The sequence below is a fragment of the Bacteroidota bacterium genome, from assembly GCA_018816945.1.
Lineage (GTDB): Bacteria > Bacteroidota > Bacteroidia > Bacteroidales.
In genome coordinates this window covers 1-12,407 of the sequence record JAHIVC010000093.1, presented here as the reverse complement: position 1 = coordinate 12,407, position 12,407 = coordinate 1, and the positions used below count along the sequence as shown (strand labels likewise).

Genomic DNA, 12,407 nt, shown 5'->3' with positions numbered 1-12,407 from the left:
TTAAGCTAATTGTTTGGCCCAATAATTTTCTCATAACCGATAAGCTGATCATAGATCGAGCCCGGGTCACGGTAATATACAAAAATCGAATATTCGTTATTGGTTTCATAATGACTGCCCTCAGTTAGCAAAACGCTAGCTGATAATTCACCGCTTTCTTTAACAATGTATTGATAATCATAATAACCTTGTTTTAAAAACAGAAGGCCTTCGAAACAACCATTTCCTGCATTAAAAATCAGTTTGGTATTTTCATTGGGCAACCCTTCGGTCAGCTCTCCCGTAATAAAAATATCTTTATTCAATAATTCAGGGGAAGCCTTAAGGCTAAAGTGAACCCAACAATAATTTGCTTCTGTCGAACTATTTTTTTCATCCTCTGTTTTAATGAGTTTTTTACCATTGAGGTCGTTTTCAAAAGTATAATTATTCCTGTTTCTTGCCTTATCTTCAAAAAGAGAAATATGATAACCATCCCCAAAATAATCTATTGCGTTAATGTTTATGGCTTTATATCTTAAACTCTTAATGTTGAGCATCCTAAATTCATTTCCTCCATAAAAAATACTTTTATTATTGAAATGATAATCCAGAACATCCCCTTGATTCCTCACAGGATTGATATCTGTAATCATATTATCATCCCTGTTATTTTGCTTAATAATAATTTTTAATGAAGCCGCAGGATTTGGGATGTATAGATTCTTGAGAAAAATTTTAAATCCGATTTCTTGCTTTTCTAATTTTGATTTTAGGGCGAGAGGCGGTTTAATACTCGCTTCAATTTTCACTTCCGGATTAACGATGCTGAATTTTCTCATAAAAGCAAGCTCATTTTGATTATTGTCTTCAAAAACCTTGATAATGTAATTGCCCGATTTGGTTAATCGCAGATAGTCAGTCGGAAAAATTAATTCATAATGAATATAAGAAGTTGTGGTATTTAACGAAAATTGGTAATCGCTGATCTGATCGCTTGCAAATCCGTTGATATATTCGGCTGTTAGCAGTTCAGATGGCTCCCAGTTTGAATTACAATGCACGATCGTGTAATTATAACTTTTAACTTCATCCATCAGGTCATCAAAAGCAAGTAGGAGTTTTTCATCAGTATTAAGCTGAATAATGGGATCTGACAATTCAAATCCAAATCTGTGAATGATGACCGATTTAATATGATTCCTGTCGGCAGAAATAGGTTTATCATTAGAGAATGAATTAATTACCATCGCCATCATTGATTTATTTCCCTGAAAAGAAAATAATAACGCAACCAAAATCATGATAAATGTCATCCGAAAAGCTTGCGAATAAGTTCTAATGTTTAGGTAAGTCATTTCTATAAGTTATATTTTTGCCCTAAATTTATAGTTTTTTGAAGCTTATTTATATAAAATAAAAAATAAGGTACTATATTACACTTTACTTATTGTAAAACAGCATAAGTTGAGGTTTATTTTGTAAAATTGCATTTTTTATATTGACATTAAAATAAATGCCGAAAATGATAAAAATTAAAAAGGGGCTGGATATTAAATTAATAGGTGAGGCTGAGAAAGTAGTAGCTGAACTTGATATCAAAAATTTCGCCATTAAACCAACCGATTTTATTGGCGTATTCCCTAAAATGATTGTGAAGGAAGGTGATTTTGTTAAAGCAGGATCACCTTTGTTTTTTGATAAATATAGAGATAACATCCAGTTTACTGCCCCTGTGAGCGGGAAGATTATTGAGTTGAAAAGAGGTCCTAAGCGTATCTTGCTTGAAGTAAAGATAGAGGCCGACGGTAAAAATGAATTCATTGATTTTGGGAAAGCGAATCCTAAGAATCTGGATAAGAAAGATGTGATTGCTAAATTATTGGAAAGTGGTACATGGCCTTTTATTCGTCAACGTCCTTATTCTATAATTGCAAATCCAAACGATGAACCAAAAGCCATTTTTATTTCAGCATTTGATACAAGTCCTTTGGCTCCCGATTATGACTTGTTAGTTCATGGTCAGGGCGAAACTTTTCAGGCCGGACTTGACGCATTAGTTAAGTTGACTAAAGGTAAGGTTCATCTGAATGTGAATACGATGGCGGCCCCTTCAAAGGTATTTAGTAATTCAAAAAATGTTCAGATCAACGAATTTTCAGGGCCTCACCCCGCCGGAAATATAGGGACTCAAATTGCATATATCGATCCTATTAATAAAGGAGATATCGTTTGGTATCTTTATCCGCAGGATGTTTTAACAATCGGAAGATTATTTTTGGAAGGCAAATATGACACAACCCGATTGATCACTTTTACAGGCTCTGAGGTTTTAAGTCCTAAGTATTATAAAACAAAGTTGGGAGCAAGTGTAGAACCATTCGCTCATCATAATGTTACTGAGGTTAAGAAGCGCTTTATCAGTGGAAACGTGTTAACAGGTACTAAAATTGAGAGTACCGGATATGTTTGTTCATACCATACTCAGGTAACTGTTATTCCTGAAGGAGATCAGCACCAATTTATGGGTTGGTTAATTCCAAGCCCTAAGAAACATAGTTTCTACCGTACTGCTCTTTCCTGGATGACTCCAAATAAAAAATTCAAATTAAATACCAATATTAATGGTGGTGTTCGGGCTTTCGTTATGACAGGTGAGTTTGAAAAGGTTTTTCCTATGGATATTTATCCTATGCAATTAATTAAAGCCATCATGGTTGAAGATATAGATGCGATGGAAAACCTGGGAATTTATGAAGTGGATGATGAAGATTTCGCTTTATGCGAATATATCAGTACTTCTAAAATCGAAATCCAATCTGTTGTTCGACATGGTTTGGATATGATTAGAAAGGAAATGAGTTAAAATATTGTTTAACCATTATATAGATTAATGAAAGCACTTAGAAAAATATTAGATAATATAAAACCCCATGTTCAAAAGGGTGGGAAATTTGAAATGTTCCGCTCTACTTTTGATGCCATGGAAACCTTGTTTTTTGTTCCTGATCATGTAACAGTCAAGGGAAGTCATATTAGGGATGGGGTTGATATGAAAAGAACGATGATTACGGTTTTCATCGCCTTAATTCCGGCATTACTGTTCGGAATGTGGAATGTGGGATATCAGCATTTTCGCTCACTTGGCGAAACAGTTGAATTATGGCCGGCATTTTGGTACGGGTTTTTAAAGGTACTTCCAATCTTAGTTGTTTCGTATGTAGTTGGTTTGGGTATAGAAATCATATTCGCCCAAAAACGCGGACACGAAGTTAACGAAGGGTTTTTTGTATCGGGATTATTAATTCCATTAATTCTTCCTCCCGACATTCCATTGTGGATGGTTGCCGTTTCAACTGCTTTTGCAGTAATTATTGGGAAAGAAGTTTTTGGTGGTACCGGGATGAATATACTCAATCCTGCATTAACTGCCCGTGCATTCTTGTTTTTTGCTTATCCTTCATTCATGTCGGGTGATAAAGTATGGATTTCGGATAAAGCTGATGCTTTTTCGGGAGCCACTCCACTCGGGGATGCTTTAGTTGGAAATATCGACAAATTACCAAATCCAATGGATATGATTATTGGGATTATTCCCGGTTCGGTAGGCGAAACTTCAATTATTGCAATCGGTATTGGTGCCTTGATACTTTTATATACAGGTGTTGGAAGTTGGAGGATTTTATTCTCAACTATAGCAGGTGGATTATTCATGGGCTATTTATTTAATTTGTGGGGATTAAATGATTATATGAATATTCCTCCTTATTATCACTTGATTATGGGTGGTTTTGCTTTTGGTGCGGTATTTATGGCAACCGACCCTGTTACGGCAGCACAAACCAATAAAGGAAAATACATTTATGGGTTCTTAATAGGAATGATGGCGGTGCTGATCAGGGTGTTTAATCCGGCTTATCCCGAAGGGATGATGCTTGCCATTTTGTTAATGAATGTATTTGCACCACTTATCGATCATTATGTGGTAGAAGCTAATATCAGAAGACGACTTAAACGTGTTAAGGCTTAATTATTTAGGGAAATAAAACATAAACTTATGTATAGTAATTTTTATATTTTTCGATATGCAAGTGTGATGGTGATCATTGTAGCTGCCGTATTATCTTCGGCTGCAATGTTCCTAAAACCGCTTCAGGAAAAAAATGAAGCAATCGACAAAATGAAAGGTGTTCTCGCTTCTGCAAATATTGAAGCTACTTCAGAAAATGCCATCGACCTTTACAAAAAAAACATTACCGAGGAAATTGTAATCAATAATGCTGGTGAAATAGTTGAGTCTAGCAGGAGTGGTGATGTTGAGCCTGGGAAAAGCCTTGCTTTTAATTTAGATTTGAAAAAGGAGTTATATAAAAAGGAGAAAGGTCAGGAGTTTAATATACCACTTTTAGTAGCAGAAGCAAATGGTATAAAGACTTTTATCATTCCTTTGCGTGGCACTGGGCTTTGGGGCCCCATCTGGGGAAACATAGCTGTAAAAGATAACTTTAGTACTGTTGTTGGTGCAACCTTTGGACACAAAGGTGAAACTCCGGGTTTGGGTGCCGAAATCGACACTAAAACCTTTCAGCTTCAGTTTGTTGGAAAAGAAGTTTTTAAAGACGGAAAATTCCAATCTGTGAAAGTTGTTAAAGGTGGTGTTGCCACACTTCAAGCTGAAATGCATATACATGGTGTAGATGCCATTTCTGGAGGTACCATCACCAGCGATGCGGTAAGTGCAATGCTTACCAATTGTTTAGAAAATTATGTTCCATATATCAATAAACGCAATTAATCGATGAGTGAACTGAAAAAAGAAAAGGAACCAATGTTTTCGGCTAAGAACCGTAAACTCTTAATCAATCCCCTTCATAAAGAGAACCCGATTACCATGCAGGTTTTGGGGATTTGTTCGGCTTTAGCAGTAACTGCTAAGGTTAAACCGGCATTCGTGATGGCAATATCTGTTATGGCAGTTTTAGCTATTGGTAATGTAATTATCTCAATATTGCGAAATGGGATTCCTCCTCGAATTAGAATTATTGTTCAGTTGGTAGTGATTGCTGCTCTCGTAATTCTTGTTGACCAAGTGCTTAAAGCATTTGTTTTTGACGTAAGTAAACAGCTTTCTGTATTCGTTGGATTGATTATTACCAACTGTATAATCATGGGCCGATTTGAAGCATTTGCAATGGGCAACAAACCCTGGGAGTCGTTTTTAGACGGTTTGGGAAATGCATTTGGTTACGGCTGGATTTTAATAGTAGTAGCTTTCTTCCGCGAGCTTTTGGGCTCTGGTACCATTTGGGATTTTCCGGTTATGGAAAAATTGGGAGTGTACAACTTTGGATATGAAAACAATGGATTTATGATTTTACCTCCAATGGCTCTAATTATTGTTGGTGTAATCATCTGGGTTCAGAGATCAAAGGATAAAACATTAATCGAAGGGAAATAATAAAGAACTTATAATAATTAAGATATGCAGGAATTATTTAACATATTCGTAAAGTCCATCTTTATTGATAATATGGTATTTGCCTATTTTCTGGGCATGTGTTCATATTTAGCTGTTTCAAAAACAGTTAAAACTTCAATGGGGCTTGGTTTGGCAGTAATTTTCGTACTCGCAATTACCGTACCGGTTGATTATTTGATGAATGAGTATTTGCTTTCAGCCGGTGCTTTGAGCTGGTTAGGACCAGAATTTGCGGATGTGGATTTAAGCTTCTTAAGTTTCATCATGTTCATCGCTGTAATTGCATCAATGGTGCAGCTTGTTGAGATGATCGTTGAAAAATTTACACCTGCATTATATAATTCATTGGGTATTTTCCTTCCATTAATAGCTGTAAACTGTGCAATTTTAGGTGGTTCGTTATTTATGCAGGAGCGTGAATATGAAACAATCTGGCAAGCTACTTCTTTTGGTTTAGGTTCAGGCGTTGGATGGTTATTGGCAATTGTTGGGATAGCTGCCATTCGTGAGAAAATCCGTTATTCAAATGTTCCGGCTCCTTTACGTGGTTTGGGTATTACGTTCATTATTACCGGATTAATGGGAATTGCATTTATGAGTTTCTTAGGAATAAAATTGTAGTCTTTAACTAGATAATAAATTAGATATGATTTTAAATATAAGTATAGGATTGGTTGTATTGATCAGCATTGCTGTTTTCTTATCCATAATCATGCTGTTGGTTTCTGTGCTGTTGTACGCCAGAAAAAAGCTCATGCCTTCAGGTGAAATTAAGCTTGTAATCAACGATGAGAAAGAATTTATGGTTACTCCGGGTTCGACTGTATTGACTACATTAGCCAACGAAAAAATATTTCTGCCATCGGCATGTGGCGGGGGTGGAACATGTGCCATGTGCAAATGTCAGGTGTTTGAAGGAGGAGGATCAATTCTTCCTACCGAAGTGGGATATTTTACCCGTAAAGAGCAACAGAATAACTGGAGACTTGGATGTCAGGTAAAAGTTAAAGAAAATATGAAAATAGGCATTCCAAAAGAAATTTTCGGGATCAAGAAATGGGAATGTGAAGTTATTTCAAATCGCAATGTGGCTACCTTTATTAAGGAATTTGTTGTTCGGCTGCCCGAAGGAGAAACCCTGGATTTCCGTTCAGGTGGATATATTCAAATTGATGTACCGAAATGTGAAGTTGATTTTAAAGATATGGTTATCGAGGAAAAATATCGGGGCGACTGGGACCACTTCAAAATGTGGGATTTGAAAATGAAAAATCCTGAACCCGTTTTCCGTGCTTATTCGATGGCCAACCATCCTGCCGAAGGAAATATCGTGATGTTAAATATCCGTATTGCAACGCCACCATTCGATCGGGTTGCAGGTGGTTTCAAAAACGTGAATCCCGGAATTTGTTCTTCTTATATATTTTCACGAAAAGCAGGTGATAAAGTTACTGTTTCAGGCCCCTATGGTGAGTTTTTTATTAAACCTACCGAGCGAGAGATGATGTTTATTGGTGGAGGTGCCGGAATGGCTCCAATGCGTTCACATATTTTCGATCAGTTTAATACACGTAAAACAAATCGTAAAGCCACGTTTTGGTACGGCGGTCGATCTTCTAGGGAATTATTCTATGTTGATCAATTCAGGGAAATTGAAAAGAATTTTCCGAATTTCAAATTCAATATTGGACTTTCAGAACCTTTGCCCGAAGATCATTGGGATGGGTACACAGGTTTTATTCATCAGATAATTATGGACAATTATTTAAAAACCCATCCGGAGCCGGAAGAGATTGAATATTATTTGTGCGGACCACCGATGATGAATGATGCAGTACTTAAGATGCTTGATGATTATGGAGTACCTCAGGAAATGATTGCTTTTGATGATTTCGGAGGATAATGAGATCAAAATAATAAATAGGGCCCCGATCACGAATTAACGAGATCGGGGCTTTTTGTTCTGTTCAAATTGTTATTTTTGAAGAATAAATCCAAGCTCAATGAAAAAAATTACATCGCTGATCCTCAGCTTATCCATTTTTGCTTTTTCCTGTCAGAGACAAACAACCTCCTCAGAAAAAATTAGTTTCCAGGGGGAAGCCCAAGGGACTTATTATTTGGTCACTTATTTTGATGAGCAAAATAGAAATTTGCAAATGGAGATCGATTCTATTTTATTAGATTTTGATCAATCCTTATCATCATGGGTGCCTAATTCGATTTTATCGCGGGTAAACAGAAACGAGGAAAATGTGATTCTGGATCAATATTTTATCGACAATTTTAATTTATCTGCAAAGGTTTCAGAAGAAAGCGGTGGTGCTTTTGATTGTACGGTGGGTCCTCTCATTGAAGCATGGGGTTTCGGATTCAGGCAAAAAATTGAGCTCAGTCAGGAAATGATTGATAGTATTCAGGCATTTATAGGTTATAAAAAGGTTTGGATTGAAAATAACATGTTGGTTAAGTCTGACCCACGTATGGAACTAAGTTTTAATGCTGTTGCTCAGGGTTATTCTGTTGATGTGGTTGGCCGATTTCTGAAAAATCTGGGGATTCAGAATTTTATAATTGATATAGGTGGAGAGGTATTGGCTTCCGGGATCAAGCCCAATTCAGAATTATGGCAGGTTGGGATTCAAAAACCCACGGAAAATCAGGATGGAGAAATAGAAGCCGAGGTAATAGTAAGTCTAAAGGATAAAGCTTTGGTTACTTCAGGAAGCTATCGTAAATATTATGAAAAAAATGGCAAACGATATTCTCATATGATTGATCCCTCAACAGGTTATCCGGTTACGCATTCATTGCTTAGCGTATCGGTTTTAGCCGATAAATGTGCCGAAGCCGATGCTTATGCAACTGCATTTATGATTATGGGATTGGAAAAATCCTTAAGCTTCCTTGAAGGACGGATTGATTTAGAAGCTTTTTTCATTTATACCGATCATGAGAATAAAATGGCAACAAAAGCGACAGATGGCCTTTCGAATTTAATGCAGAAATCTTACCCTTTTTAGATTTGTTCTAAATATCTAAAAAACAAGACTTTTTTAAATTTTCCATAAATATTTTTTGATACATTTATATTTTATAGATATGTTATTTCGTAACTGATCTGTAAAAATTTGTTTTCTGGATTAAGCATTTCGTTGTAATTAAATTTATGGTTATGGCATTCAATAAATCTAACAGACAACCCTATTTTGTCATTTTTATTCTTTTAATCGTATTATTGCAATTTTGTAGTAAGAAAAATGATGATTCGCCAGCTCCTCCGCAAGGTAGTAAACCAACAGCAGCTTTTACTTCCAATGTAACAAATGCAATTGAAGGGGATACAATTCAGTTTACCGATCAATCAACAAACAGTCCGACAAGCTGGTTGTGGACATTTGGAGATGGTACCACAAGTACCGTACAAAACCCTTCCCATGTATACGCAGACAAAGGTACATACACCGTGGCATTAAATGCGAGCAACAAATTTGGTTCTGGCATTGAAACAAAAGAAAATTATATCAAAGTGATTAAACAGGAAGAAATTGGTATAAGCGAAGCATTTGTTAATTTGAATGAATCCGGGGGTAGCGTGCAAAGTTATAATGTGGAAGCTGGCACGGCTACTATAAGGTTTACTGGTGCAGTTCCATCGGTTGTTACCGGTTCTGTTATGACAATAGATATGGACACCATGGGTTATCTGCGTAAGGTTATCAGCTCTCAGGTAAGTGGCAGCACATTGACTGTGGAAACCGAACAGGCATATTTAACAGATATTTTTGTGGATAAAGATTTTAATCTGAATACAGAAATGATCGAACCCAATCAATCATTGAAAAGTACAAGTTCCAATCTAGAAATATCAAGGGCATTGACTGATCAAAACGGTTTTATTCATCCCGTTGAAATTATTTATAAAAAACAGGATGGAGAAACAATTATTAAAAGCGTTATAAATAACAAACCGGAGAGCAGCGAAAGCAGCTATAAAATAATTGATTTTACAAAAAATTTGTCGAATACTAACTTATATGGGAAAGATGGTGATGATGTTCATTTCTACATAAAAACCGGAGAAGCGTCTTTAATTTCAAATGCAGTATTTGAATTTGATTTTGAATACAAGGGTGAATTAACTCAGAATACCAGGGTTAAAAAGGGAGATCTGAATTCGTTCAAATTTTATCTGCAAAGTGAAGCCGGATTTTTGGCCAAGCTTGCCCTTGAAATGAAAAAAGAATTTACAAAGGAAGATCAGAAAAAACTTATTGATTTGGCCAGGGTAACCGCCAAGTTTCTTGTTGGAACTGTTCCGGTTTGGATTTCTTTTGATGTTGATATTTATGGAAAATACAGCCTGACAGCGACAACAAAATTAAGTGCCGAAATGGGTTTCAGAAGCAAACACACCTTGAGTGTGGGAGGTATCTACGACAAAAATTCAGATTCATTTACACCCATCAAAGAGTATGTACCGGAGAATACCATTTATCCGTTAAGCCTGAATGGTGAAGTGAACCTGACCGCCCGTTTAGAATTGTTCCCAAGGGTTGAGGTTTTGTTTTATAGTTTTTTTGGCCCCTTTGCCGAAATCGTACCTTATTTGGAAGGTAATTATAAGTCAGGTTTCCAGAGCCAGTTGACAAGTACGGGCACCAAAACATTTGTTGCCTGGAACAGCAGCCTGGATCTTGGGCTGGATTTCAGGATCGGATCCAAATTGACTTTTTTGTGGGGATTGCAGAATAAGGAATTTGGGCCGAGCAAATACCCATGCTTTAAAACGCAATTATGGAAGGCTCCCAATAAAATAAATTTGTTAACTGAATTGCCCGCTGAAGCAGATGCGAAATCGAAGTTTTCGCTGAGATACAAGGTTACAGATATGCTTGAGAATGGTGTACCTCAGTGTCCTGTTTATATTGATGGTGACGGTACATTATCCGGCAATATCATAACGACCAATGCTAACGGAGAGGCCTTTGTAGATTGGACCCTAAAATCTGAAGCCGAGGAAAATAATATTACAGCCATTGTGTACGATGCCACAAAAACCATCGTGGATCAGAAGAGTACAAAAGTGACAGGGCTGGTAGCTGATAGCATACCAACTGTTAGTACATCAGATGTTACTAATATTTCCGATAGCAGTGCCACATGCGGAGGTGAGGTAACGAATCAGGGAAAATCGGATGTAGCAGCACGGGGTATCTGTTGGAATACTTATGGAAGCCCGACAGTTGACAATAACAAAAGCATTAATGGAGCCGGGCTTGGGACTTTTACTGCCAATCTTAGTGGACTTGAATCAAATACTTCTTATTACGTTAGGGCTTATGCCACAAATGAACAAGGTACGGCTTATGGATATGAGAAAGTATTTACTAGCTGTGCAGAACAGGATTCATTAGTAGATGAACGCGATGGACATACATATAAGACTGTAAAAATTGGCAACCAAACCTGGATGGCAGAAAATCTGGCTTACCTGCCTTACGTTATCCCTTCATCAGAATATTATTATATAATCACGTATCATGTTTATGAATATGAAGGCACAGATGTAAATGAAGCAAAAGCAACTTCCAATTATAATACCTATGGAGTTTTATATAACTGGCCTGCTGTCATGGCAGGTGCATCGAGCAGCAATTCAAATCCAAGTGGGATACAAGGTATTTGCCCAAATGGATGGCATTTACCAAGTGATGCCGAGTGGTCTGAGTTAACTGACAACTTTGGTAATTTTATAGTTGCAGGTGGAGCACTAAAGGAAGCCGGCACTTCACATTGGAACAGCCCCAACACAGGAGCAACCAATGAGAGTGGGTTTACGGCCCTTCCGGGTGGCGTACGTGGCGCAGGTGGTTATTTCGGCAACATTGGCAACTACGGCTGGTGGTGGAGTGCTACTGAGGACGTTAACAATACGGATAACGCTTGGGGCCGGGGCTTGTACTACAAAGACACCAAAGTGGACAGGGTGCGCAGTACCAATAAGCTCTTTGGTTTTTCTGTGCGTTGCGTGAGGGATAATTAGACTATTTGGCCATTTGACTATTTAATTAATCATCACTTCTGCCCGGTAAAAGCTTCTTGGTGTCATTTCCAGTTTGTTTATAATAACCCGGTCCATAAAGCCCTGTTTCCTGATAATCTTTAGCTGGGCTTACCCAGTAATTTTCGCCGGTATCAGGGTCGTGAACATATTCCATGCCGAGCTGTATATTATAACCGGATTCAGCCGCCTGATCTCCAGAACTCGAACCTCCGGAACCTGAGCTACTACTGTTGCCTGACTGAATTTGCACCACACTTCGAATAGAAAGGGCCACAGATATTGCCTGTGATGCCAGGTTGTTCCAGAATTTTTTCACGGTTTTGGCAATACGCATAACAAGCACATATCCATAAGGATCGCCGGGAATGGCCCAAACACGATAAAAAATCATACCTTTAATATCCGGCGAACCCTTCACTTCAAACGGGAGAATGGTGTATCCATATTCATCCCGGAATGGTGCTCCATAGGTAACCATTTTTGTATTGCTTTCCGAAATAAGATAGTTTAAGAAGGTTTCGGGCGTGGCATACATATAACTGTAATATCCGGTAGTTAAGCCGCCCTGTATCCCCATTACCAGGTAACCTGCGTACATATTCCTGTCGGCACTGTACATTCCAAGTGCATCGCCTTCGCGCTTGCTATCGGTAATTATCCAATTAGCAGGGGCAAAAGCATAACAGTTTCCATATGGAGTGATATGCTTTTGAACTGGCTGAATTCCTCCCAGATACGATGAAGCACCAAGTAAAGTTGAAGTGTTACTTTTCGAATTATTATAGTTTTGTGCCATTGTTGGGTTAAAAAATGAAATAAGAAAAAATGTTAATGTAAAAAAATTGAAATGAAGTTTCTTTGCTATCATAATCCCTCCATTTT

The 12,407-nt window shown here is 37.5% G+C and carries 10 protein-coding genes; 8 read left to right on the top strand and 2 right to left on the bottom strand.

The window, feature by feature from the left end; translation table 11 throughout:
* Positions 1 to 5: 5 nt before the first annotated feature.
* The gene (locus tag KKG99_13675) at positions 6 to 1,337 is read right to left on the bottom strand and encodes a DUF5103 domain-containing protein (protein MBU1014043.1); all 1,332 of its coding nucleotides are present in this window, start codon (positions 1,335 to 1,337) and stop codon (positions 6 to 8) included.
* Positions 1,338 to 1,495: 158 nt separating this feature from the next.
* Here KKG99_13675 and KKG99_13670 point away from each other — a divergent pair, with 158 nt between their 5' ends.
* From KKG99_13670 to KKG99_13635, 8 genes are all read left to right on the top strand, one after another.
* Entirely contained in the window at positions 1,496 to 2,845 is a 1,350-nt protein-coding gene (locus KKG99_13670) for a Na(+)-translocating NADH-quinone reductase subunit A (GenBank protein ID MBU1014042.1), read from the top strand.
* Between the two features lie 27 nt (positions 2,846 to 2,872).
* The gene (locus KKG99_13665; GenBank protein MBU1014041.1) at positions 2,873 to 4,009 is read left to right on the top strand and encodes an NADH:ubiquinone reductase (Na(+)-transporting) subunit B; all 1,137 of its coding nucleotides are present in this window, start codon (positions 2,873 to 2,875) and stop codon (positions 4,007 to 4,009) included.
* A gap of 27 nt (positions 4,010 to 4,036) precedes the next feature.
* Complete coding sequence (nqrC, locus tag KKG99_13660) at positions 4,037 to 4,774, top strand: NADH:ubiquinone reductase (Na(+)-transporting) subunit C (GenBank protein ID MBU1014040.1); 738 nt, start codon at positions 4,037 to 4,039, stop codon at positions 4,772 to 4,774.
* A gap of 3 nt (positions 4,775 to 4,777) precedes the next feature.
* Positions 4,778 to 5,437 (top strand): NADH:ubiquinone reductase (Na(+)-transporting) subunit D, encoded by a 660-nt coding sequence (locus KKG99_13655; GenBank protein MBU1014039.1) that lies wholly within the window; start codon positions 4,778 to 4,780, stop codon positions 5,435 to 5,437.
* Positions 5,438 to 5,461: 24 nt separating this feature from the next.
* Positions 5,462 to 6,079, top strand: coding sequence for an NADH:ubiquinone reductase (Na(+)-transporting) subunit E (gene nqrE, locus KKG99_13650; protein ID MBU1014038.1), 618 nt, complete (start codon positions 5,462 to 5,464; stop codon positions 6,077 to 6,079).
* 43 nt (positions 6,080 to 6,122) lie between these two features.
* A complete protein-coding gene (gene nqrF, locus KKG99_13645) occupies positions 6,123 to 7,361 on the top strand; it encodes an NADH:ubiquinone reductase (Na(+)-transporting) subunit F (GenBank protein ID MBU1014037.1) in 1,239 nt (412 codons plus the stop codon).
* Between the two features lie 100 nt (positions 7,362 to 7,461).
* Positions 7,462 to 8,481, top strand: coding sequence for an FAD:protein FMN transferase (locus tag KKG99_13640; GenBank protein MBU1014036.1), 1,020 nt, complete (start codon positions 7,462 to 7,464; stop codon positions 8,479 to 8,481).
* Between the two features lie 146 nt (positions 8,482 to 8,627).
* Positions 8,628 to 11,504 (top strand): PKD domain-containing protein, encoded by a 2,877-nt coding sequence (locus KKG99_13635; GenBank protein ID MBU1014035.1) that lies wholly within the window; start codon positions 8,628 to 8,630, stop codon positions 11,502 to 11,504.
* A 25-nt stretch (positions 11,505 to 11,529) separates the two neighbouring features.
* Here the strand turns inward: KKG99_13635 and KKG99_13630 are convergent.
* Positions 11,530 to 12,407: hypothetical protein (locus tag KKG99_13630; protein MBU1014034.1), on the bottom strand; the 878-nt coding region annotated here is incomplete at its 5' end.

Bases quoted from the DNA above. Each gene is read 5' to 3' on its own strand.
- KKG99_13665 (MBU1014041.1), top strand. From the start codon at position 2,873: ATGAAAGCACTTAGAAAAATATTAGATAATATAAAACCCCATGTTCAA.
- KKG99_13675 (MBU1014043.1), bottom strand. From the start codon at position 1,337: ATGACTTACCTAAACATTAGAACTTATTCGCAAGCTTTTCGGATGACA.
- nqrC (MBU1014040.1), top strand. From the start codon at position 4,037: ATGTATAGTAATTTTTATATTTTTCGATATGCAAGTGTGATGGTGATC.
- KKG99_13670 (MBU1014042.1), top strand. From the start codon at position 1,496: ATGCCGAAAATGATAAAAATTAAAAAGGGGCTGGATATTAAATTAATA.
- nqrE (MBU1014038.1), top strand. From the start codon at position 5,462: ATGCAGGAATTATTTAACATATTCGTAAAGTCCATCTTTATTGATAAT.
- KKG99_13635 (MBU1014035.1), top strand. From the start codon at position 8,628: ATGGTTATGGCATTCAATAAATCTAACAGACAACCCTATTTTGTCATT.
- KKG99_13655 (MBU1014039.1), top strand. From the start codon at position 4,778: ATGAGTGAACTGAAAAAAGAAAAGGAACCAATGTTTTCGGCTAAGAAC.
- KKG99_13640 (MBU1014036.1), top strand. From the start codon at position 7,462: ATGAAAAAAATTACATCGCTGATCCTCAGCTTATCCATTTTTGCTTTT.